This window comes from Labrys sp. ALF-8 (assembly GCF_059699065.1).
In genome coordinates, this window is sequence record NZ_AP048537.1 from 3,176,957 (window position 1) to 3,200,482 (window position 23,526).

At 65.0% G+C, this 23,526-nt stretch carries 19 protein-coding genes; 12 read left to right on the top strand and 7 right to left on the bottom strand.

Going from position 1 to position 23,526, the window contains the following annotated elements; translation table 11 throughout:
• Window positions 1-105: 105 nt before the first annotated feature.
• Together rdgB and rph are read right to left on the bottom strand one after the other, a co-directional pair.
• Window positions 106-717 carry an RdgB/HAM1 family non-canonical purine NTP pyrophosphatase gene (rdgB, locus tag AC6H34_RS14655; RefSeq protein ID WP_497539255.1) on the bottom strand — a complete coding sequence of 204 codons (612 nt, stop codon included), beginning with the start codon at window positions 715-717 and terminating at the stop codon, window positions 106-108.
• Entirely contained in the window at window positions 717-1,430 is a 714-nt protein-coding gene (gene rph, locus AC6H34_RS14660) for a ribonuclease PH (protein ID WP_497539256.1), read from the bottom strand. Before rph ends, rdgB begins: the two co-directional genes overlap by 1 nt.
• A gap of 616 nt (window positions 1,431-2,046) precedes the next feature.
• Between rph and mdh the strand changes: the two genes are divergently transcribed.
• The 8 genes from mdh (at window position 2,047) to AC6H34_RS14700 (ending at window position 12,238) form a co-directional block, all read left to right on the top strand.
• Window positions 2,047-3,009, top strand: a complete 963-nt coding sequence (gene mdh / locus AC6H34_RS14665; protein WP_448149260.1) for a malate dehydrogenase — start codon at window positions 2,047-2,049, stop codon at window positions 3,007-3,009.
• Window positions 3,010-3,036: 27 nt separating this feature from the next.
• Window positions 3,037-4,236 (top strand): ADP-forming succinate--CoA ligase subunit beta, encoded by a 1,200-nt coding sequence (gene sucC, locus AC6H34_RS14670; protein WP_448149259.1) that lies wholly within the window; start codon window positions 3,037-3,039, stop codon window positions 4,234-4,236.
• A complete protein-coding gene (gene sucD / locus AC6H34_RS14675; RefSeq protein ID WP_497539257.1) occupies window positions 4,236-5,120 on the top strand; it encodes a succinate--CoA ligase subunit alpha in 885 nt (294 codons plus the stop codon). The genes sucC and sucD overlap by 1 nt, the downstream gene beginning before the upstream one ends.
• A gap of 127 nt (window positions 5,121-5,247) precedes the next feature.
• Window positions 5,248-8,196: a 2-oxoglutarate dehydrogenase E1 component gene (locus AC6H34_RS14680; RefSeq protein ID WP_497539258.1), complete on the top strand. Its 2,949-nt coding sequence runs from the start codon at window positions 5,248-5,250 to the stop codon at window positions 8,194-8,196.
• Between the two features lie 54 nt (window positions 8,197-8,250).
• Window positions 8,251-8,574 (top strand): YciI family protein, encoded by a 324-nt coding sequence (locus AC6H34_RS14685; RefSeq protein ID WP_448149256.1) that lies wholly within the window; start codon window positions 8,251-8,253, stop codon window positions 8,572-8,574.
• 29 nt (window positions 8,575-8,603) lie between these two features.
• Window positions 8,604-9,851 (top strand): 2-oxoglutarate dehydrogenase complex dihydrolipoyllysine-residue succinyltransferase, encoded by a 1,248-nt coding sequence (odhB, locus tag AC6H34_RS14690; protein WP_497539259.1) that lies wholly within the window; start codon window positions 8,604-8,606, stop codon window positions 9,849-9,851.
• Window positions 9,852-9,945: 94 nt separating this feature from the next.
• Complete coding sequence (gene lpdA / locus AC6H34_RS14695) at window positions 9,946-11,346, top strand: dihydrolipoyl dehydrogenase (RefSeq protein ID WP_448149254.1); 1,401 nt, start codon at window positions 9,946-9,948, stop codon at window positions 11,344-11,346.
• A 133-nt stretch (window positions 11,347-11,479) separates the two neighbouring features.
• The gene (locus AC6H34_RS14700; protein WP_448149253.1) at window positions 11,480-12,238 is read left to right on the top strand and encodes a LolA family protein; all 759 of its coding nucleotides are present in this window, start codon (window positions 11,480-11,482) and stop codon (window positions 12,236-12,238) included.
• Window positions 12,239-12,307: 69 nt separating this feature from the next.
• Here the strand turns inward: AC6H34_RS14700 and holA are convergent, their stop codons facing one another.
• From holA to leuS, 3 genes are read right to left on the bottom strand one after another with little or no spacing between them, the layout of a single operon-like run.
• A complete protein-coding gene (gene holA / locus AC6H34_RS14705) occupies window positions 12,308-13,333 on the bottom strand; it encodes a DNA polymerase III subunit delta (RefSeq protein WP_497539260.1) in 1,026 nt (341 codons plus the stop codon).
• Between the two features lie 36 nt (window positions 13,334-13,369).
• Entirely contained in the window at window positions 13,370-13,900 is a 531-nt protein-coding gene (gene lptE / locus AC6H34_RS14710) for an LPS assembly lipoprotein LptE (protein ID WP_448149251.1), read from the bottom strand.
• Complete coding sequence (gene leuS, locus AC6H34_RS14715; RefSeq protein WP_497539261.1) at window positions 13,887-16,514, bottom strand: leucine--tRNA ligase; 2,628 nt, start codon at window positions 16,512-16,514, stop codon at window positions 13,887-13,889. Before leuS ends, lptE begins: the two co-directional genes overlap by 14 nt.
• A 215-nt stretch (window positions 16,515-16,729) precedes the next feature.
• On the opposite strand from leuS, the gene AC6H34_RS14720 reads away from it, so the two are divergent.
• A complete protein-coding gene (locus AC6H34_RS14720; protein WP_497539262.1) occupies window positions 16,730-19,798 on the top strand; it encodes a hypothetical protein in 3,069 nt (1,022 codons plus the stop codon).
• A 29-nt stretch (window positions 19,799-19,827) separates the two neighbouring features.
• Here AC6H34_RS14720 and AC6H34_RS14725 read toward each other — a convergent pair whose 3' ends face one another.
• On the bottom strand, window positions 19,828-20,595 hold the full coding sequence (locus AC6H34_RS14725; RefSeq protein WP_497539263.1) for a hypothetical protein: 768 nt from the start codon (window positions 20,593-20,595) through the stop codon (window positions 19,828-19,830).
• A 145-nt stretch (window positions 20,596-20,740) separates the two neighbouring features.
• Between AC6H34_RS14725 and AC6H34_RS14730 the strand changes: the two genes are divergently transcribed.
• Entirely contained in the window at window positions 20,741-21,403 is a 663-nt protein-coding gene (locus AC6H34_RS14730) for a YggS family pyridoxal phosphate-dependent enzyme (protein WP_497539264.1), read from the top strand.
• 179 nt (window positions 21,404-21,582) lie between these two features.
• Here AC6H34_RS14730 and AC6H34_RS14735 read toward each other — a convergent pair whose 3' ends face one another.
• The gene (locus AC6H34_RS14735) at window positions 21,583-22,113 is read right to left on the bottom strand and encodes a L,D-transpeptidase family protein (RefSeq protein WP_448149246.1); all 531 of its coding nucleotides are present in this window, start codon (window positions 22,111-22,113) and stop codon (window positions 21,583-21,585) included.
• 191 nt (window positions 22,114-22,304) lie between these two features.
• Between AC6H34_RS14735 and AC6H34_RS14740 the strand changes: the two genes are divergently transcribed.
• Complete coding sequence (locus tag AC6H34_RS14740; RefSeq protein WP_448149245.1) at window positions 22,305-22,991, top strand: response regulator transcription factor; 687 nt, start codon at window positions 22,305-22,307, stop codon at window positions 22,989-22,991.
• Between the two features lie 49 nt (window positions 22,992-23,040).
• Window positions 23,041-23,505: a cyclic nucleotide-binding domain-containing protein gene (locus AC6H34_RS14745; protein ID WP_448149244.1), complete on the top strand. Its 465-nt coding sequence runs from the start codon at window positions 23,041-23,043 to the stop codon at window positions 23,503-23,505.
• Window positions 23,506-23,526 lie beyond the last annotated feature (21 nt).

Consider the following 23,526-nt stretch of genomic DNA (forward strand, 5'->3'; position numbering starts at 1 on the left):
CTCTTGAGAGCGCTATGCCTTCAAGCCGAGCCGCCCATCCAGCCGGGGACACAGAAATCACGAACATTCTGCGATTCCCTGCAGTTCAGTCCGAGAACGAAATCCCTAATCCTCGAGGCAGGCCTCGGCCAATTGCTGGAACGATCGCGCCCGGTGTGAGATCTTGTTCTTCTCGGCTTCCAGCATTTCGGCGAAAGTCCGGTCCGAGCCGTCGGGCTGGAACATGGGGTCATAACCATGGCCGTGGGCGCCACGGGTCGGCCAGACCAGCGTGCCCTCGGCTCGGCCCTCGAAGGTCTCGCTGTGGCCGTCCGGCCATATGAGCGTGAGCACGGACACGAAGGTGCCTCGGCGTTGGGCGGGCGTGGTGGCACCCGCGGCGAGGAGTTCGTCCTGTGCCTTCTGCATCGCCACGTCCCAACTGCGCGTGGGGCCGGCCCAATCTGCCGTATAGACCCCCGGCGCTCCGCCGAGGGCCTCGATGCACAGGCCGGAATCGTCGGCCAGCGCGGGCAGGCCCGTCTCCTCGAGGGCGGCGAGCGCCTTGATCCGGGCATTCTCGACGAAGGTCGTGCCGGTCTCGTCGGGAACGGGCAGTCCAAGCTGGCCCACCGAGACGACATCCACCCCGTAGGGAGCCATCAGTGCCTGGAATTCGGCAAGCTTGCCGTTGTTGTGCGTGGCGAGGACCAGCTTGCCGGTAAGACGCCGGCCCATCAGGCGACGGCCTTCTTCTGGAGGTCCACCAGTTCGCCGATGCCCTTGCGGGCCAGCCCCAGCATCTCCAGGAACTGCGCCTCGGTGAAAGGCGCGCCCTCGGCCGTGCCCTGGATCTCGACAAGGCCTCCCGAGCCGGTCATCACGAAATTGGCGTCGGTCATCGCTTCCGAGTCCTCGGCATAGTCGAGGTCGAGCACGGCGACGCCCTTGGAGATGCCGCAGGAAATCGCCGCCACGTGGTCCTTGATCGGGCTGACGGTGAGCATCTTGCGCTCCGTCATCCAGCGCACGCACTCCTGCAGGGCAATGAAGCCGCCGGTGATCGAAGCGGTTCGCGTGCCGCCATCGGCCTGCAGCACATCGCAGTCGATGGTGATCTGCTTCTCGCCGAGGCGGACGAGGTCCACGACGGCGCGCAGGGATCGGCCGACAAGGCGCTGGATCTCCTGGGTGCGGCCAGAGGGCCTGCCCGAGGAGGATTCGCGGCGGGTGCGCTCATGGGTGGCGCGCGGGAGCATGGCGTACTCGGCCGTGACCCAGCCCTTGCCGGTGCCGCGCAGCCAGGCCGGAGGCTTCTCCTCCAGGCTCGCTGTGCAGAGCACGTGGGTTTCGCCGAACTTGATCAGGCACGAGCCTTCGGCATAGCGGGCGACATTGCGTTCGATCGAAACAGGGCGCAGTTCATCGGGCGCGCGGCGGGAAGGACGCATCACAATCTCCAAGAAATCCGCCGGCCTTGTAGCCCGCCGAGGTTTGTCTGTCACGACAGATCGCCATCGGCCGGCGATGCGCTCCATGAAATCGATGGAGCCGCCGCCGACATCCCGGGGTGGCCGTGCACAACGGCTGCGCTTCCGGCCGCCATGCTGCAACTTTCGTGAATTGCCCATTTCAGCCGCAATCTTTCGGCTTTATTCCCTCGCTATGCTCTTGAACTTCCACAGCAGGGTTGAATTTCGGCCGAAGCTGCAACTGATGCGCGGCCCCGGTCCTTCTTCCTTGCAATACTTTCATTCATAACGCCCGTCAGGAGCCAAAGATGGAACGGGAGTTTCAGTTCATAAAATCTCAAAAGCCTGTTACATGTTACAAAATTTGAAATCTGTAATGCGGGTTTTCGCGTGCCTTATGACTTTCTTATAAAAGGCGTGAATTATGATATCTATCTGAAAAAGAAGGATTTTTTGTGGAACAAGGCGGTGCCACGCATCCAATCCTCCCGTCGATTCCACACTCATTCTCCTGAAACTTGAACCACGCCTTCAAAGGGGCTATCGGAGGTGTGGAACACAACACCTTTGGCGACAATCTCAGGGACATTACGTTATGGCACGTAGAAAGATCGCTCTCATCGGAGCGGGACAGATCGGTGGCACGCTCGCACTTCTCGCCGGTCTGAAGGAATTGGGCGACATCGTGCTCTTCGACGTGATGGAAGGCGTTCCCCAGGGCAAGGCACTCGATATCGCCGAGGCGTCGCCGGTGGACGGCTTCGACGTCAAGCTTGCGGGAACGCAGACCTACGAGGCCATCAAGGGTGCCGATGTCGTGATCGTCACCGCCGGCGTGCCGCGCAAGCCCGGCATGAGCCGCGACGACCTTCTCACCATCAACCTCAAGGTGATGGAGCAGGTGGGCGCCGGCATCGCCAAATATGCCAAGGACGCCTTCGTCATCTGCATCACCAACCCGCTCGACGCCATGGTCTGGGCGCTGCAGAAGTCCTGCGGCCTGCCTGCCAACAAGGTCGTCGGCATGGCCGGCGTGCTGGACTCCTCGCGCTTCCGTCACTTCCTGGCCGACGAGTTCAATGTCTCCGTCGAGGACGTCACGGCCTTCGTGCTCGGTGGCCATGGCGACACGATGGTGCCTTCCGTGCGCTATTCCACCGTCGCCGGTATTCCGCTGCCCGACCTGATCAAGATGGGCTGGATCACCGAAGCTCGTCTCGCCGAGATCGTGCAGCGCACGCGTGACGGCGGCGCCGAGATCGTCAACCTGCTCAAGACGGGCTCCGCCTTCTATGCGCCCGCGGCGTCCGCCATCGTGATGGCCGAGAGTTATCTCAAGGACAAGAAGCGGGTGCTGCCCTGCGCTGCCTACCTGTCCGGCCAGTATGGCGTGAAGGACCTTTATGTCGGCGTGCCCGTCGTGATCGGCGAAGGCGGCGTGGAGCGCATCGTCGAGATCCAGCTCGACAAGGAGGAGCGCGCCGGCTTCGAGAAGTCGGTCAGTGCGGTGAAGACCCTCGTCGACGCCTGCAAGACCATCGCTCCCTCGCTTGCCTGATCCAGTCCGTTCCCGGAGCCACGTCCCATGAACATCCATGAATACCAGGCCAAGGCCGTGCTGAAGGAATTCGGCCTGCCTGTGTCGCGCGGCGGCGCGGCGCTCTCCGTCGAGGAAGCCGTCAGGGCGGCCCAGGACCTTCCCGGCCCGCTCTATGTGGTGAAGTCGCAGATCCACGCCGGCGGCCGCGGCAAGGGCAAGTTCAAGGAACTGCCCGCCGATGCCAAGGGCGGCGTACGCCTCTCCAAGTCGATCGACGAAGTGCGCGCCAATGCGCAGGAGATGCTCGGCAACACGCTGGTGACGGTGCAGACGGGGCCGGCCGGCAAGCAAGTGAACCGCCTCTACATCGAGGACGGCTCGGACATCGAGAAGGAGTTCTACCTCTCGGTGCTGGTCGACCGTGAGACGAGCCGTGTCGCCTTCGTGGTCTCCACGGAAGGCGGCATGGACATCGAGAAGGTGGCGCATGAGACGCCCGAGAAGATCGTGACCTTCTCGGTCGACCCGGCGACCGGCGTGATGCCCCATCACGGTCTGACGGTGGCCAAGGCGCTTGGCCTCTCCGGCGATCTCGCCAAGCAGGCGATCGGCCTCACCACCAAGCTGTACACGGCCTTCGTGGCCAAGGACATGTCCCTGCTCGAGATCAATCCGCTGATCGTCACCACGGACGGCCAGCTCAAGTGCCTCGATGCCAAGATGGGCTTCGATTCCAATTCGCTCTATCGCCACCCCGATATCGTGGCGCTGCGGGACGAGACCGAGGAAGACCCCAAGGAGATAGAGGCCTCCCGCTACGACCTCTCCTACATTGCCCTCGACGGCTCGATCGGCTGCATGGTCAACGGCGCCGGCCTTGCCATGGCGACGCTCGACATCATCAAGCTCTACGGCGAGGAGCCGGCGAACTTCCTCGACGTCGGCGGCGGCGCCAGCAAGGAGAAGGTGACGGCAGCCTTCAAGATCATCACCGCCGATCCGAACGTGAAGGGCATCCTGGTCAATATCTTCGGCGGAATCATGCGCTGCGACGTCATCGCCGAAGGCGTGATCGCTGCGGTGCAGGAAGTCGGCCTGCAGATCCCGCTGGTCGTGCGCCTCGAAGGCACCAATGTCGAGCTCGGCAAGCAGATCATCCGCGAGTCCGGCCTCAATGTCATCGCCGCCGACGACCTCGACGACGCAGCGCAGAAGATTGTCAAAGCCGTGCGGGAAGCCAAGTAATGTCGATCCTGATCAACAAGAACACCCGCGTCATCTGCCAGGGCTTCACCGGCAAGAACGGCACGTTCCATTCCGAGCAGGCCATCAAATACGGTACGCAAATGGTCGGCGGCACTTCGCCGGGCAAGGGCGGTTCGCAGCATCTGGGCCTGCCGGTTTTCGACACGGTGGCCGAGGCGCGCGAGAAGACCGGCGCCGATGCGTCCGTGATCTATGTGCCGCCGCCAGGCGCCGCTGACGCCATCTGCGAGGCGATCGACGCCGAGATCCCCCTGATCGTCTGCATCACCGAGGGCATCCCGGTGGCCGACATGATCAAGGTCAAGCGGGCTCTCTCCGGCTCGAAGTCGCGCCTGATAGGGCCGAACTGCCCCGGCGTGATGACGGCGGACGAATGCAAGATCGGCATCATGCCGGGTAACATCTTCCGCAAGGGCTCGGTGGGCATTGTATCCCGCTCGGGAACGCTTACTTATGAAGCAGTGTTCCAGACCACGAATGAAGGCCTTGGCCAGACCACGGCCGTGGGCATCGGCGGCGACCCGGTCAAGGGTACCGAATTCATCGACATCCTTGAACTCTTCCTCGCGGACCCCGCCACGGAGTCGATCGTCATGATCGGCGAGATCGGCGGCTCGGCGGAAGAGGATGCGGCCCAGTTCCTGGCCGACGAGGCACGTCGCGGCCGAAAGAAGCCCACCGTCGGCTTCGTGGCCGGCCGTACCGCGCCGCCCGGAAGACGCATGGGCCATGCCGGCGCCATCATCTCCGGCGGCAAGGGCGACGCGGCTTCCAAGATCGCGGCGCTGGAAGCGGCAGGGGTCAGGGTTTCGCCCTCGCCGGCGCGCCTGGGCAAGACGCTGAGCGAACTTTTGAAGGGCTGAGAATAAGGAGGGGCGATCACCGATCGCCCATTTTTGGAAACGGTGAGCTTTCCGGAAAGGTTCGGGCGATCCCGCTGCATCAGGTGACGCAGCCGGGATCGCCCCTCCAAGCCGAAGGAACGGGACGATGGATCGTCAGGACGAAGTGAACGGGCAAGGCTTTGCCTATGGCGGCGATGCCGCCTATCTCGAGGATCTCTATGCGCGCTACGAGGACAATCCGTCTTCGGTGAACAGCGAATGGGCCTCCTTCTTCGCCGGCCTCGCCGACGACAAGGCCATTGTCGAAAAGAATGCGCGTGGCGCGAGCTGGGCCAAGCCCAACTGGCCCATCGCCGCCAACGGCGAACTCGTCTCCGCCCTCGACAGCAACTGGGGCCAGGTCGAAAAGAAGGTCGGCGAGAAGATCAAGGCCAAGGCGCAGGAGCAGGGGGCGACGATCACGCCCGACGCCGTGCTGCAGGCCACGCGCGATTCGGTGCGCGCGATCATGCTCATCCGTGCCTACCGCATGCGCGGCCATCTCTTCGCCAATCTCGATCCGCTCGGCCTGCAGCCGCCTCGCGACCACGAGGAACTGCATCCGCAGACCTACGGCTTCAGCGAGGCCGACCTCGACCGCAAGATCTTCATCGATCACGTGCTCGGGCTCGAATTCGCCACCATCCGCGAGATCGAGGCGATCCTGAAGCGGACCTACTGCTCGACGCTGGGCGTCGAGTTCATGCATGTCTCCGATCCCACCCAGAAGGCCTGGATCCAGCAGCGCATCGAGGGTACGGACAAGGAGATCTCCTTCACGCGGGAGGGCAAGCGCGCCATCCTCTCGAAGCTGATCGAAGGGGAAGGGTTCGAGAAGTTCCTCGACGTCAAATACACCGGCACCAAGCGCTTCGGCCTGGACGGGGCGGAGTCCGCCATCCCGGCGCTGGAACAGATCATCAAGCGCGGCGGTGCGCTCGGCGTGCAGGACATCGTGCTGGGCATGGCCCATCGCGGACGCCTCAACGTGCTCGCCCAGGTGCTGGGCAAGCCGCACCGCGCCATCTTCCATGAGTTCAAGGGCGGCTCCTACGCGCCCGACGACGTGGAGGGCTCGGGCGACGTGAAGTATCACCTCGGCGCTTCATCGGATCGCGAGTTCGACGGCAACAAGGTTCATCTGTCGCTGACGGCCAACCCGTCCCATCTCGAGATCGTCGATCCCGTGGTGCTCGGCAAGGTGCGCGCCAAGCAGGACCAGCATGGCGACACCGATTCCCGTTCCAAGGTGATGCCGCTGCTGATCCACGGTGACGCGGCCTTCGCCGGTCAGGGCGTGGTGGCGGAATGCCTCGGCCTGTCGGGCCTGAAGGGCCACCGCACCGGCGGCTCCATGCACTTCATCATCAACAACCAGATCGGCTTCACCACCTATCCGCGTTATTCGCGCTCCTCGCCCTATCCTTCCGACGTGGCGAAGATGATCGAGGCGCCGATCTTCCATGTGAACGGCGATGATCCCGAGGCGGTGGTGTTCGCCGCGAAGGTGGCTACCGAATTCCGGCAGACCTTCCACAAGCCCGTCGTCATCGACATGTTCTGCTATCGCCGCTTCGGCCACAACGAGGGCGACGAGCCGGCGTTTACCCAGCCGCTGATGTACAAGAAGATCCGCTCGCATCCTGGCGTGGTCGAGCTCTATTCGAAGCGGCTGGTCGAAGCCGGCGTCGTCACCGCAGGCGAGGTCGACAAGATGAAGGCCGACTGGCGCGCGCGCCTGGAGGCCGAATACGAGGCCGGCCAGGCCTACAAGCCCAACAAAGCCGACTGGCTCGATGGCCAGTGGGCGGGCCTGCGCGCCATCGGAGCCGGCGACGACGATCCCCGTCGCGGCGCCACCGGCGTCGACGTCGCCAAGCTCTCCAGCATCGGCACCGGGCTGACCGGAACGCCCGAGGGCTTCCACGTCCACAAGACCATCCAGCGCTTCCTCGAGACGCGTCGCAAGATGATCGAGACGGGCGAGGGACTCGACTGGGCTACCGCCGAGGCGCTTGCCTTCGCCACGCTCTGCGACGAAGGCCATCGCGTGCGCCTGTCCGGCCAGGACTGCGAGCGCGGCACCTTCTCGCAGCGCCATTCCGTGCTGATCGACCAGGAGACGGAGAAGCGCTACACCCCGCTGAAGAACATCCGCGAGGGCCAGGGCCGCTACGAAGTCATCAATTCGATGCTTTCGGAAGAAGCGGTGCTCGGCTTCGAGTATGGCTATTCGCTCGCCGAGCCGAAGGCGCTGACGCTTTGGGAGGCCCAGTTCGGCGACTTTGCCAACGGCGCGCAGGTGATCTTCGACCAGTTCATCTCCTCGGGCGAGCGCAAGTGGCTGCGCCTGTCGGGCCTCGTCTGCCTTCTGCCGCACGGCTATGAAGGGCAGGGGCCCGAGCACTCCTCGGCACGCCTCGAGCGCTTCCTGCAGATGTGCGCCGAAGACAACATGCAAGTCGCCAACTGCACGACGCCAGCGAACTACTTCCACATCCTTCGCCGCCAGCTCAAGCGGGATATCCGCAAGCCCCTGATCCTGATGACGCCGAAGTCGCTGCTGCGGCACAAGCGCTGCGTTTCCAAGCTCAGCGAGCTGGGTGCGGATACCACCTTCCATCGCATCCTGTGGGACGACGCCCAGTTCGGAAACTCCACCACCAAGCTGGTGGCGGACGAGAAGATCCGGCGCGTCGTGCTGTGCACTGGCAAGGTCTATTACGACCTGCTCGACGAGCGCGAGAAAAGGGGCATCGACGACATCTACCTGCTGCGCGTCGAGCAGCTCTATCCGTTCCCGCTGAAGTCGCTGGCTTCCGAGCTGTCGCGCTTCCGCAAGGCGGATGTGGTGTGGTGCCAGGAAGAGCCCAAGAACATGGGTTCGTGGTCCTTCGTCGAGCCCTATCTCGAATGGGTGCTCGGCCAGGCCGGCACCAAGGCCAAGCGCGCCGCCTATGCCGGCCGTCCTGCCTCGGCGGCGACGGCCACGGGCCTGATGTCCAAGCATCTGGCCCAGCTTCAGGCCTTCACCGACGAAGCCCTGACGATCTGAGGGCGGAGATACGGCACCCGCCCCTCGGGGGCAGGTGAATCCAGGATGGAGCACATGCCTTTCTTCGTTTGCCGGCTCATTCCTCCTCGGCCCAGCTTCGCCTTCGACATGACGGAGGCGGAGCGGGAGCTGATGGGCCGGCATGGCGCCTATCTGCGCCATTGGGCGGAGGAAGGCAGTGCCGTCCTGTTCGGGCCGGTCGCCGATCCCAAGGGCCCCTGGGGCCTCGGGATCTTCGAGGTCGCGGATGAGGTCAGGATCCAGGCGATAACCGCCGATGATCCCGTCATCCGGGCCGATGCCGGCTTTTCCTACGAGATACTTCCCATGATGCAGGCCGTTTCCGGGCGCCGCCTGCACCCTGCACAATCCAGCTAGAAGAGGAACCCCGCACGGGGCGCGAAAACATGGCGACGGAAATCAAGGTGCCGACCCTCGGCGAATCTGTGACGGAAGCCACGATCGGCAAGTGGTTCAAGAAGCCTGGTGACGCCGTGAAGGCGGACGAGCCTTTGGTCGAACTCGAGACCGACAAGGTGACGTTGGAAGTCAATGCCCCGGCCGCCGGCGTGCTGGGCGACATCCTGGTCAAGACCGGCGAGACGGTGGGCGTGGGCGCAGTGCTCGGCTCCGTCGAGGCTGGTGGTGCTGCCGCCGCTCCCGCGGCTGCGCCCGCACCTGCCGCAACCCCGGCTCCTGCCGCTCCGGCGCCTGTCGCGACGCCGGCTCCCGCTGCCGCGCCCGCCATGCCGGCTTCCCCCGCCGCAGCGAAGATCGCTGCCGATCGCGGTCTCGACGTCGCGCAGATCGAGGGCTCCGGCCGCCGCGGCCAGGTGCTCAAGGGCGACGTCCTTGCCACGGAGGCGCCGAAGCCTGCCGCTGCTCCGGCTCCTGCCGCGCCGGCGCCCGCTCCCGTTCCGGCTGCGCCACGAGTTGCCTCGCCGGCCGCCGACGCGGCTCGCGAAGAGCGCGTGCGCATGACGAAGCTACGCCAGACCATCGCCCGCCGCCTGAAGGAAGCCCAGGCCAACGCGGCCATGCTGACGACCTTCAACGAGGTCGACATGACCAACGTCATGGCGCTGCGCAACCACTACAAGGACCTGTTCGAGAAGAAGCATGGCGTGAAGCTCGGCTTCATGTCCTTCTTCGTGCGCGCCGTCACCCAGGCGCTCAAGGAGATGCCGGCGGTCAATGCCGAGATCGACGGGCAGGACATCATCTACAAGAACTACTGCCACATCGGCGTGGCCGTGGGCACTGACAAGGGCCTCGTGGTGCCCGTGATCCGAGACGCGGAAACGCTGGGCCTCGCCGCCGTCGAGAAGACCATCGCCGATTTCGGCCGGCGTGCGCGCGACGGGCAGCTCAAGATCGAGGAGATGCAGGGCGGCACCTTCACCATCTCCAATGGCGGCGTCTACGGGTCGCTGATGTCGACGCCGATCCTCAACGCCCCGCAGTCCGCCATCCTCGGCATGCACAAGATCCAGGAGCGTCCGATGGTGGTCGGCGGGCAGATCGTCGCCCGGCCGATGATGTACCTGGCGCTCTCCTATGATCATCGCATCATCGACGGCAAGGAAGCGGTGACCTTCCTGGTACGCGTGAAGGAAAGCCTGGAAGACCCGGCGCGCCTCGTGCTGGACCTGTAGTGCGGGTACGCGGGCAGCCTGCCCGCTCCTCCTCTCACGCAAACCAACCGTTCAAGAACGGGCAGGATGCCCGTGCACCCGAAGCGAGCACCCCATGCCCACTCATGATCTCGTCGTTATCGGCACCGGCCCCGGCGGCTATGTCTGTGCCATCCGCGCGGCCCAGCTCGGGCTCAATGTCGCCGTGGTCGAGAAGAACGCCACCTATGGCGGTACCTGCCTGAACATCGGCTGCATTCCCTCCAAGGCGCTGCTGCATGCATCCGAGCTGTTCGACGAAGCGGGCCACGGCTTCAAGGCCTTCGGCATCGAGGTGCCGGCGCCGATTCTCAACCTCGCCCAGATGATGAAGCACAAGAAGGAGACGGTGGACGCCAACGTCCAGGGCGTCGCCTTCCTGTTCAAGAAGAACAAGATCACGGCCTATCGCGGCCGGGGCAAGATCCTGGGTGCCGGTAAGGTGGAGGTTACCGCCGACGACGGCTCGAAGCAGACCGTCGATGCCAAGTCGATCGTGATCGCCACCGGTTCCGACGTCGCCCAGTTGCCGGGCGTCACCATCGACGAGAAGATCGTGGTTTCCTCCACCGGCGCTCTGGAGCTTGCGGGCGTGCCGAAGAAGCTCGTGGTGATCGGCGCGGGGGTGATCGGCCTGGAACTCGGCTCCGTATGGCGCCGGCTCGGCGCGGAGGTTACGGTCGTGGAATTCCTCGACCGCATCCTACCCGGCATGGATGCCGAGGTGGCCAAGCAGGCGCAGCGTCTGTTCGGCCGCCAGGGCATGGAGTTCAAGCTCGCCACCAAGGTCACCGGCGTGGAGACCAGTGCCTCCGGCGCCGTGGTTTCGGTCGAGCCGGTTGCGGGAGGCGAGAAGGAGACGATTGCCGCCGATATCGTGCTGGTTGCGACGGGCCGCCGTCCCTACACGGACGGGCTGGGGCTGGAGGAGGCCGGAGTCGCCACCGAGCGCGGCCGGGTGGTGATCGATGACCACTTCGCCACCAACGTGCCGGGCATCTACGCCATCGGCGACGTCGTGCGCGGCCCCATGCTCGCTCACAAGGGTGAGGACGAGGGCATCGCCTGTGCGGAGATCCTGGCCGGCCAGCACGGCCATGTGAACTACGACACCATCCCGGCGGTGGTCTACACTTATCCCGAGATCGCCTCGGTGGGCCGGACGGAAGAGGAGCTCAAGGCCGCGGGCATCGCCTACAAGGTCGGCAAGTTCCCCTTCACCGCCAATGGCCGCGCCCGCGCCAACCGCACCACCGAGGGATTCGTCAAGTTCCTGGCCGATGCGCAGACGGACCGCGTGCTCGGGGCCCATATCCTGGGGGCGGGAGCCGGCGAGATGATCCATGAGGCCGTCGTGCTCATGGAGTTCGGCGGTTCCTCGGAGGATCTCGGCCGGACCTGCCATGCTCATCCGACCATGTCGGAGGCGGTGAAGGAGGCCGCTTTGGCGGTCGAAGGGCGCGCAATTCACATCTAGGACGCCCTTTTGCTGTTGCAAAGCCGCTAAAAGGCCATACACACGCGGTAGGGCATGTCCCGTGGGATATGCCCGCCTTCTTGTCCAAGCTGCCGGTTCGGCCCTCTCGGGCCGGCCGCCTTCGGAGTTTGCAATGCCTTTTGTCCGGACCGTTCTCGCTGCCCTGAGCCTCTCCATGCTGGCGGGTACAGCCCTCGCGCAGAACGATCCCGCCGGTGCTCCCGCGCCGCCCACGCGCCCTCCGGTTCAGCAGACGCCGGCCAGCGCCGGCGACGTGCCGCCGCCCGAATTCGTCGCCTCCGGGCAGCCACTGGAGATCGATACCCATCCGGTCAACCCCAGTGCGCTGACTGCCGCGGACAAGGCCACGCTCGACCAGATCGACACCTACTTCAACAATATCAAGTTCTTCTCGGGCGAGTTCGTGCAGGTCGGCTCGGACGGCAAGCGCATCACCGGCAAGTTCTGGGTTTCCAAGCCTGGCCGCATGCGCTTCGACTATGATGCCCCGTCACCCTTGCAGTTGCTGGCCGACGGCACGTCGGTGGCCGTGCGCAACCGCAAGCTCAACACGCAGAGCCTGTACTTCATCAAGCAGACCCCGCTGCGCTTCCTGCTGGCCGACAAGCTCGACCTGATCGAGGATTCCAAGGTCCTGGAAGTCGGCCGGGAGCCGGCGGGCATCAGCGTGGTGCTCCAGGAGGGCTCGGCCGCGAGCGGCGGCAAGTCGCGCATCCAGCTCACCTTCCCAGCGCCGGCGTACGATCTCAAGCAGTGGACGATCACCGATCCCCAGGGCTACGACACCACGGTGACCATCTCGGACATCGACCGCAAGCTCCAGTTGCCGGATCGCATCTTCTTCATCGATCAGCAGAAGATCCTGAAGTGACGGGGAGCTGACGTCCTCGGCCTTCGGGCGAGGGCGTTCGCCTTCGTGGCTATCGCCTCTTCTTCGTGGCTATCGCCTCTTGGCCAGGAGCGCGATCCGCATCAGGGCCCGCGAGACGATCGCCTCGGCCAGCGCCGCATTCCGCCTGGCGTCGAACACGGCTTCCGACAGGTCTGCGACGATGCGGTCGAGCCGCGCCATGGTGAGCGCCGACAATTGCGCTGTGACCGCCGCCCGGCGCCGGAAGTAGATCTGCATCCCCATCGATTCGACCACGCCCGCCGCTGGCCGCCCTTTCTCGACCTCGCCCCGCAGCTTGTGCAGGAGGAGGGCGTGGCGCAGCGCCATCCCCGCGAGCTGCGATGTGTTGACACCCTCGCTCCAGGCCTTGGCCAGCGTGGTGTCGAGTGCATCCGCACGACCGGAGAAGGCTGCGTCGATGATCTCGTCGGTGGCGAGGCTGCTGGCGTCGCCCACCACGGCCTCGACATCGCTTGCCTCGATGCGGCCGGCGCCGTGGGCATAGAGCGTGAGCTTCCTCAGCTCTCCACGCGTTGCCAGCCGGTCGCCGCCCAGAAGACCCATCAGCATCTCGCGTGCATCGGGAGCGATGGTGAGACCGGCATTTGCCACCTCTTCGGCGATGATCTGGCCGATATTGGCGCTCTCGTCGCCGAAGCACGCAATGACGGCCCCGGCCCGCGACTTGTCCACCAGCGTCATCAACGCGTGGCCTCTCTTGAGATCGCCGGCCTCGATCACCACCCGGCAGGCGCTTGGCGGATTAGCGAGGACGGGCTCGACCGCCGGCACGAGACTGCGATTGCCCGCGCGCAGCCGCACGGCTCGCCGGCCGCCGAAGAGGGGGATGGTGAAGGCCTCGTCGGCGAGGCGCGCGGGATCGCTGCTCACCTCGTCACCGTCGAGGCGCACGAGTTGGAAGGGATCCTCGACGTCATCGACCGATGCCGCGACGAGCGCGCGCACACGCTCGCTCACCAGACCGGTGTCCGGCCCGTAGACCAGGATAACCGCGAAATGCGCGTCAGGCTTCTTGACGAAGGCATCGACGGCGCGCCGCTCGATCGTCGCCATGATGTCCTCAACCCCTTCTGAGGTCTGACGGAATCGTCAGGGGTGGTCGGCGAGCCAGGTCGCCAGGCGCAGGCGGATCTGGTCCGCCATGACATCCGCCGCGTCGTTCTCCGCGTCACGCTGCGCGCGCACCGTGGCATAGCGCTGCAGGCCCGAGGCATAGGACTTGCGGGTGTTGGTCTTGGCCTTGAACAGCACCTTGCCCGTCGCGGCATCCTTCAGCGTGAAGTCGCAGGTCAGGGTCACCGTGTCGATCTGCGGCGTGAGGTTGAGCGCGTCCACGAGGGCGGAATCCGCGAAGCTCGATGTCACCAGCGCCAGCGTGTAGCGTGGGGGCGGCGCATAGTCACCGCCGGTAAGGTTGAAGGACAGCTTGTTGCGCACCTGCTGGCCGACCCGATCGTCGACCGGGTCGATCGAGATCGCAGCTAGGCGGTCCTTCAGGCCGGGCGCGCCGTTGGCCGGGTCCGCCAGCATCGGGCGGAAGCAGCCGCCAAGCATCAGGGTGGGGACGAGCGCCAGTGCAAACAGCGCCCTGCGGCGTGTTATCCGATCAGACGACGACATTCACAATCCTTCCCGGCACCACGATCACCTTCTTGGGTTCGCGGCCTTCGAGGGCACGCTGAACCGCTTCGTTCGCCAATGTGGCAGCTTCGACTTCTTTTGGCGATGCCGATTTCGCCACCGTCACGTCGGCGCGCTTCTTGCCATTGAGCTGTACCGGGAGGGTCACGGTATCGTCCACGAGCAGTGCAGCTTCCGCCTGGGGCCAGGCGGCTTCGGCCACGAGGCCGGGCGTGCCCAGCAGTGCCCAGCACTCCTCGGCCAAGTGCGGCATCATCGGTGCGATCAACTGCACGAGGATGATGACGGCCTCCTTGAGAGCGGCCGCAATATCCGCCGGCACGGCTTCTCCATGCTTGAAACCGTCCAGTGCGCGGCCCAGCACGTTGGTCAGCGTGTAGACATGGGCGACGCAGCGATTGAAGGCCAGGCGCTCGATATCCGTCTCCACCGCCGCCAGCGCCCGATGCGCTGCCTTGCGGATTGACAGGGCCTCCTCCCCACCGGCTTCGGGGCCGGCAGCACCGGCCTCATGCGCGAGGATTTCGTTCACGATTCGCCAGACGCGCTGCACGAAGCGGCCGGCACCCTGCACGCCGTCCTCCGTCCAGATCACGTCGCGCTCCGGGGGTGAATCCGACAGCATGAACCAGCGGGCGGTGTCGGCGCCGTAGTCGGCGATGATGTCGTCGGGATCGACGACGTTCTTCTTCGACTTCGACATCTTCTCGATCGAGCCGATTTCGACAGTCTCTCCCGTCCGGTTGTTGAAGGCGCGGCGTTCGGTACCGTCACCCTCGATGCGCACATCGGCGGGCACCACCCATTCGCCATCGGGCCCGCGATAGGTTTCGTGCACCACCATGCCCTGGGTGAACAGCCCCTTGAACGGTTCGTCCAGCCCGACATGGCCGGTCTTCTTCATGGCGCGCACGAAGAAGCGGCTGTAGAGCAGGTGCAGGATCGCATGTTCGATGCCGCCGATATACTGGTCGACGGGCAGCCACTCGTCGACTTCCTTCCGGATGGTCGGCGAGGTCTCGACCCACGGATCCGTGAAGCGGGCGAAATACCAGGACGAATCGACGAAGGTGTCCATCGTGTCCGTCTCGCGGCGGGCGTCATGTCCGCATTGCGGGCAGGAGACGTGGCGCCAGGTCGGATGGCGGTCCAGCGGATTGCCCGGCTTGTCGAAGGTGACGTCATCCGGCAGCTTGACCGGCAGGTCCTTCTTAGGAACGGGCACGACGCCGCAGACTTCGCAATGGATGACCGGGATCGGGCAGCCCCAGTAGCGCTGGCGCGAGATGCCCCAGTCGCGCAGGCGGAAATTCACTTTGCGCTCGGCCACCGGCATGTTGCCGCGCGTCTGGCTTTCCAGGCGCCTGGCGACTTCCTCCTTCGCCTGGGGGATGGTCATGCCGTTCAGGAAGCGCGAATTGATCAGCACGCCGTCGCCGTCATACGCGGTGTCGGAGATCACGAATGTCGAGGGATCCTGGTCCGGCGGGCACACCACCGGCGTGTTGCCCAGACCATAGGCGTTGACGAAGTCGAGGTCGCGCTGGTCATGCGCCGGGCAGCCGAAGATGGCGCCCGTGCCGTATTCCATCAAAACGAAATTGGCGACGTAGACAGGCAGTTTCCAGGAGGGATCGAAGGGATGTTCGGCCCGGATGCCGGTGTCGAAACCCTTCTTTTCCGCTGCCTCGATGGCGGCCTCCGACGTGCCCGTGCGCTGCACCTCCTCGATGAAGGCAGCCAGCGCCGGGTTCTTCTCGGCTGCCGCCCTGGCCAGCGGATGGTCGGGCGCGATGGCCATGAACTTGGCGCCGAACAGCGTATCGGGGCGCGTGGTATAGATCACCAGTTCGCTCTCGCCGGCCGGGACGGTGTCCCTGTCCAGCATGAAGCGAACCTGCAGGCCTTCCGAGCGGCCGATCCAGTTCTTCTGCATCAGTCGGACCTTCTCCGGCCAGCGATCCAGCGTGTCGAGGGCGTCCAGCAGGTCCTGCGAGTAGTCGGTGATCTTGAAGAACCACTGCACGAGTTCGCGCTGTTCCACCAGCGCGCCCGAGCGCCAGCCGCGACCGTCGATCACCTGCTCGTTGGCGAGCACGGTATGATCGACCGGATCCCAGTTGACCTTGGAAACCTTGCGCTCCACCAAGCCCGCCTGCAGGAAGTCGAGGAACATGGCCTGCTGGTGGCGGTAGTAGGAGGGATCGCAGGTGGCGATCTCGCGACTCCAGTCCAGCGACAGGCCCATCGACTTCAACTGGCCGCGCATCGTGTCGATGTTGGCGTAGGTCCATTTGGCCGGATGAGACTTGTTCTGCATCGCGGCGTTCTCGGCCGGCATGCCGAAGGCGTCCCAACCCATGGGATGCAGGACGTTGAAGCCCTTGGCCCGGCGGTAGCGTGCCACCACGTCGCCCATGGTGTAGTTGCGCACATGGCCCATATGGATGCGCCCCGACGGGTAGGGGAACATCTCCAGCACGTAGTAACGCGGACGCGCATCTTCGTTCTTCGTGGCGAAGATGGCGTCGTCGGCCCAGGTCTTCTGCCATCTGGGTTCGGCTTCGCGGGCGTTATAGCGCTCGGTGGTCATGGAACAGCAACTCAAAAAAGGTAGGCCAGAACGAGCACGCGTCTCGTTGGTGTGGGGAGGATGAAGGCTTTTAGCGACGCGAGCACGCTATTGCCAGCTTTGTGTGGGGAAATGAATGCGGATGCGGTTCATCGTTGCCCAAATCGGAATGCATGCCTAAAACTTAGGGCGGTTCATAAAATAGGCAATACGGTAACGGACACTGAGGGCTGGGCATGGGCAAGCCGACCGTTCGTCCCTTCATTGCGTTTTCGATTCTGCAGCTCGAGGAAGCCTTCGAGACGGCGGCGGCTGTCCAGGACGGCCGGAAGATCCGGGAAATCGCCAGGGAACTGGAGTGTCGGAGCGTTCCCAAGGCCAAGAAGCTGCTTCGCCGGGTATCCGAACATATCGATGCGGACAAGATGGCCCGCCGGAGCGCGAGGGAGAAGGCTCGTGTCGAAGCCGGCACCGGCCGGGATTCCACCGGACCCGCCGCCAAGCCTCCTGGAGCCGCAGCGGCATCCTCCGCGCCTGCGCCTGACGAGCCGGATGCCATGCCGCCCGAGCCGTCGAGGGCGCTCAGTTCCAGTTCGACGAGCCGGCCGCCCAGCCGGCAGGAGCCGGTTTCCGACCCCCTCCAGCGGCTCCAGGTGGACCAGGCCCAGGCGGCGCGAGTGCTCGACGCCTGGATTCTCGCAGAGGTTCTCTCACCGTCCGCCCAATATTCGCAGCCTTCCCAGTTCGCGGACGGCGTGACGACGACCATCGTTGAATTCTCCGAAGGAGAGGAGCCGTCCTGGCTGTCCGGCGAAGGCGGCAACCCGCAGGGCGGCGTGTTCTATCAGGTGATCCTGGGAGCCATCCGCCTCGATGAGGCAGGCGCCCGCCTGTTCGAGGTCTACGGGGACGCGAAGATCGATGGCGCGGCGCCCAACGGGTTTGCGCCGATCGCGATGCTGACACTCGATCGTGACGGCAGGCCGGTGCAGGGCCTGGCGGTGACCCTTGCCAGTTTTGCCTGGGCACTGCCGCTGGCCTTCAAGCGCGAATTCTCGGACCTCGCCGGCTGGGCGCAGGTGCGGCAGGCCATGCTTCGCCAGGTCGAAGAGATGCTGGGCGCGCCGGACGGGACCGGGCAACCGCCACCCCTCACGGTCTCCCGGCTGAGGATGCTGTTCGAGCACCTGGCTACCGGCCTGAAACTTCCGGCGGAGCTGGTTGTCGGCCCGCATTTCGCCATCCGCTTTGATCGCAGTTGGCGCGGCGAGCACCTTCCTGATTCGCCCAGTATCGAAAGCCTGCATCTTGCCGATCTGGCGGCCGCCCGGCAGCGGCTCGCCGGCGGCCGTGCCGGCGAGAATCTCGCCAGATACCTCGGCATGAAGACAGCGCCTGGTCGCACCGATCTGAGGGGAAACGACATTGCGCTCGCCGAGGCGCTCGCTCCCGCACGGATCCCTCCCGGGAAATGGGCTGCCAACAGGAGCCGCCCCCTCGTGCTGCTGCAGCAGGCGGCCGTGAACCTGGCCCTGGACGGTGACGAGTCGTCCCGCCTCCTGCCGATCAACGGGCCGTCGCCGGGCACCGGCGGGAGTGCGGTCCTGCGGGATCTCGTCGCCGGCCTGGTGATCCGCCGAGCCCAGGTCATGTCCGAGATATCAAGCCCGCGCGAGGTCTTCAGCCATATCGGCAAGGTGCGGGCGACCGACGGTTTCGCCGATCGCTATGCGATCAACGATATGCTGAAGGGCCTCGAGATCCTGGTCGTGTCATCGGGCGACGCGGCGGGAGCTATCGCGGCTGAACTGACGGGCCTCGATGCCGTCGACGGTGCGCGCGCGGAGCTGCGTTATTTCCCGACTGTGGCCGATCGCCTCGCTCCGTCGGACGACAGGGGGAGGCGCGCCTGGGGGCTCATTGCCGCGGCGCTCGGCGGAGCTTCCGATTTTGATCGGCTAAGGGAGGCTGTTTGGGGGGAGGGGGAAGACGGCTTGAGGGCCTATCTGCTGGAAGCCGCCGGCCTGTCCCAGACCCCAAAGGGGAGTGAGGCGACGGTGCAGCGACGTTCGCCAGTCGTGGCAAGGGTGGAGAGGCCGCCGGACAGGACGGAAGCCGTCTCACGATGGCAGGAGGCCCAGCGCCTCTTCAAGACCAGGGCCGCTGAGGTTCGTGCGCGGCTCGAAGTGCTGGAGCGGGGGAGGATCGCGCTGGGCGAGCGCGTGGACCCGGAGACGGAGACTGCGCTGCAGTCCGAGATCGCATCCGCGAACACGGCCGGGCAGGAACTCCAGGCGCTTCGCTTGGAACTCGAGACGCAGGCCGAAGCAGTGCGTCTCGCCTCCTCGGAGGCCGAAGAGGCGGTACGGGACCATGCCGCGGGCAAGCCGTCCCTGCTCGGCCGCCTGCTCGGCTCGACCAAGCGCCAGGCCTGGGAGCACGCGCGGGAGGAACTGGAGAGCCGGAAAGCAGGGCTCGCCGAGAAGCTCGGCACTCTCGAGGCCAGGATTCGAGCGACGCGGTCCCGACAGGACGAGACGGCGGCTCTTCTGGCAAGGCTCCGTCATGCTGCGAATGAGCAGGAGAGCCGGAAGCTGTCGGAGGCGCGGGCGATCGACGAGGCAATTGCCCTGAGCGGCCTGCAATTCGTCGACGGAGCCTTCTTCGATCGGCCGGATGCCGAGGTCCAAGGCGACACTCCGTGGATGAGCGCCGAGACGAACCGGTTGCGCGAGGATCTCTTTTCCGCCGCGATGGCGCTTCACCGGGCCTTCGTCGATGTTGCCGCCAAGCCGATCTCCAGCAATCTCGACCTGCTGTTCCGCTGCTTTTCCGGCAACGCCGAGTGGACGCAGAAGATGCGGCCCCTCATGCCCGACCTTTGGGCCACCTTCTCCTGCGTCATTCCCGTGATCGCGACCACTTTCGAAGGCATCGAACGCTGGTTCGGCTCCCTGGAGCCGGAAGCCCTGGGATGGCTGCTCATCGACGGTGCCGGCCAGATTCCACCCCAGCACGCCGTGGGTGGCCTCATCCGCGCGAAACAAGCCGTCATCCTTGGCGATCCCATGCAACTCGCGCCGATGTCGTGCCTTTCTCGCGGCTTGAGCGACGGCATCTCCAGCTGCTGCGGCATCGATGCCGAGCGCTTCATGGCGCCGAGTGCCTCGGTGCAGACGCTCGCGGGCGCCGCCAGCGTCTTCGGCAACACCGTGGCGCTGGCGGGGGATTGGAAACGTCGGGCTTCCGGGCAGCCGGCAAATCTGGCGCCGGGGCTGTCCGTTCCCACGGGCGGCAGGCCCTGAGCCGCCGTCCCCGTGGCCACGAGACGGTCTCAGTGCTTCAGGTATTCCAGCAGACCGTTGACGGCATCGCTGGTGGCGTGGCCCTGGACATGCGTCTTCACCAGCAGCGTGCCCTGGTCCTCGGCAAAGTTGGCCTTGTCGATATTCACGTCCAGCCCGGGAATCTCGGGCACCACGGCATGCGCCTTGTCCGATTCGAGCGCCTTGGCAATGGCTGCCGTGAGGCGGGCATTGACATCACCGAGGATGGCGGACGCGGCTTGCGCGGTCTCGGGATGGCCAGTGCGGATTTCCGCCTCGCCCTTCACCCGCAATGCGACCTCGTGGGGGGTCGGCGTGTAGAGCTCGACCGGAACGGTAATGGAGACGGTGTCGGTGGCCAGCTTGGTCTTGACCTTCTGGCCCAGAACCTTGGCGCAGGCCCAGGCGGTCATCTGCCCGGAGATGTCGAGCACGGCGGTGTCGCCGTCGGCACGGATGTGGGCGCCATCGACGCTGTCCACCACCATGTTCGCCCCCTTGCGCCGGCAGGCATCATCGGGAAGCGGCAGGCGGCGCGCAATGTCGAGGGCCTTCTGTTGGAGGTCCTTGAGGTCACCCGTCGCGGCGAGGTTGAGCGCCATTCGGTCGGCATCGGTATGCATGTCGAGCGTCGCGGTCACGGGGACATCGACGGTGATGCCGAGGATCTTCACGGGCACCGTCTGGGGACCGATATCGAGAGCCTGTGCCGGCAGCGCGAGGCTGCCGAGGAAAAGGAGGGCGATGGCGGCCCTTCGACCGGCAAGTCGGAACATGGACGCACTTTCCTGCAAAGTGGGATCTTCGCGCGAAGTTGAGGACTGTTATCATGGCAAAGTGATGTTCCGATAGCCTTCGGATCGCGGCGGCGCTATCTCCAGGCTCGATCCGTGCGCCCGCGCACCTGCCGGAAGCCCTGCCATGTCCGATGTATCAGATCATCTTGCCGAAGTCCGCCTGGCCATCACCAGAGCCGAAGCCGATGCCCATCGGCCAGTTGGCTCGGTGACCCTCGTCGCCGTTTCCAAGACTTTCGGGCCGGATGCGATCGAGCCCGTGCTGGAGGCCGGCCAGCGCGTCTTCGGCGAAAACCGGGTGCAGGAGGCGCAGGCCAAGTGGCCCGATCTCAAGGCCCGCTTTCCCGGGATCGAACTGCATCTCATCGGCCCGCTCCAGTCGAACAAGGCAAGGGAGGCCGTGGCGCTGTTCGACGTGATCCACACCGTCGACCGCCCCTCCATCGCGCAGGCTCTCGCCAAGGAGATCGCTCGGCAGGGCAAGGCGCCCCGCTTGTTGGTGCAGGTGAATACCGGGGAAGAGGAGCAGAAGGCCGGCGTGACGCCGCAGGAGGCCGACGCCTTCATCGCCGCCTGCCGCGACGAGCATGGCCTGAAGATCGAGGGACTGATGTGCATCCCGCCGGTCGACCAGTCGCCGGGTCCTCACTTCGCCCTGCTGGCCAAGATCGCCAGGCGCAATGGTCTGCCGCTGCTTTCGATGGGCATGTCGAGCGACTTCGAGACTGCGATCGAGGTCGGCGCGACTCATGTGCGCGTGGGCAGCGCGATCTTTGGGGCAAGGTAGCACCGGGCGCACAGGCTTCCCTGCCTGCTCCTGAATGCGCGACGCTTGTCAAAAAGAGGAGGCGCCAGGCTCCCAGCGCCAGAGCAAAGCGCGTTTAGGTAGAAACGCCGCTTTTCTCCAGCTCTTTGGTTTTCGACGCGTCTTTGCGTTTTGCCGATTCCGTCAAAATACAAAACGCTCTAACCGATCATCATCACCGTACGATGCGACAGGCGCGGGAGCACCTTGCGGAAGACTTCGGGCGCCACCGCCACGCATCCGGCGGTCGGTGTGCCGTTTTCGCGCGAAAGGTGCCAGAAGATAGCGCTGCCGCGCCCCTTCACGGTCGGCCCGTCGTTCCAGCCGAGCGGTACGATGATGTCGTAGAGCCGGTCGGCGCGTGTGAGCCTTTCCTCGCTCGTCTGGTCGAGCGGGCGCCTGATCGGCTTGTTGTAGCGCCGATCGGTCACGTCGTCGCACCAGGCATCTTCCGGCTGGATCGCATGGAAGGTCAGCGCGCAGGGGATGCGGGGCCCGCGATCGCGGCGCTGGAGCAGGCCGCGCAGGGGCAGGATGCCCCGCGGCGTGCCGCCGTCGCCCTCCCGCTTGGCCCGGACGAGCCCGCTCCTGCCAAGCACGCAGGGGAACGACACGCCGGCTATCGTCAGCCGCCCCTTGGTTCGGTCTAGGGCCGAAGCCCGAACCCGTACGAGGCTTATTTTATACTTCACGAGGCAATTTCCGGCTTCTTGGTCGCAAATTCTTTGTCGAAAGGACATTCCGACATTTCACAAATCATGGCGCATGCTTTCATAATGCGATAGAGGCCATGCGAATGCATCGTCACGGGCCTTGCTGCCGCGCCCCGCAAAGCGCCCCGCCTGCTTGTTACGTTCCACTGTTTTTGTCTTTGGGGATTGTCATGTCCGGCAGTCGCAAAATTCTTATAGTCGATGACGAAAATGAGCTGCGCCAAGCTCTGGCGGAGCAGTTGGCGTTGTATGACGAGTTCGAGATCATCCAGGCGGAGTCGGCCAGCCGCGCTGTGCAGGCAGCCAAGGCGGACCATCTGGATCTCGTCATCATGGATGTCGGCCTGCCCGACATGGACGGGCGCGAGGCGGTGAAGCTCCTGCGCAAGAACGGCTTCAAGTCGCCGATCATCATGCTCACCGGCCATGATTCCGATGCCGATACCATTCTCGGGCTCGAAGCCGGTGCCAACGACTATGTGGTGAAGCCCTTCCGCTTCGCCGTGCTCCTTGCGCGGGTACGCGCGCATCTGCGCCAGCACGAGACGAGCGAGGACGCGGTCTTCAACATCGGCCCCTTCACCTTCAAGCCCGCCTCCAAGCTGCTGCTCACAGAGAAGGGCTCCAAGGTCCGGCTGACGGAGAAGGAAACCTCGATCCTGCGCTACCTCTATCGTTCCGGTCAGAAGGCGGTGCAGCGCGATGTGCTGCTGCAGGAGGTCTGGGGGTACAATTCGGGCGTCACGACCCACACGCTGGAAACGCATATTTATCGTTTGCGTCAGAAGATCGAGAAGGATCCTTCCAATGCCGCGCTCCTCGTGACTGAGGGGGGCGGTTACAAGCTCGTTCCCTGATCCAGGCGGGCCGACTGACTGTTAGTGGCGAATGGCGCTCGAAGAAGATATGGCTCTGCTGGCTCAGGTCGCGCTGTTCCGCGACATGGACCGCGACGCCCTGCGTCTGCTCGCATTCTCGTCCGAACGTCGTCGCCTGCGGGCAGGCGACACGCTGTTCCGCAAGGACGATATCTCCGAATACAGCTTCGTGGTGGTGAGCGGAAGCATCACCCTGATCGATGACGACGTCGCGACCGCCGTCGTCGGCCCCGGCACCCTGATCGGCGAGATGGCGCTGGTGTCGGAGACGCGGCGCCCCACCACCGCCATCGCCCGCGAACCCACCGTCATCCTGCGCCTGTCGCGCCAGATGTTCAGGCGCACGCTCGAGGAATATCCGGCCGCCGCCGCCCGCATCGCGGCCGAACTCAGGCAGCGCGTGTTCCAGATCTCGAGCGAACTGGCCGAGGTGAAGGACAGGCTCCTCAAGCTGGGCGACGAATCTTCCGCGAAGAAGCCTGGCGGGAGCTGATTCGCTCGCCTTTCGTTCCGG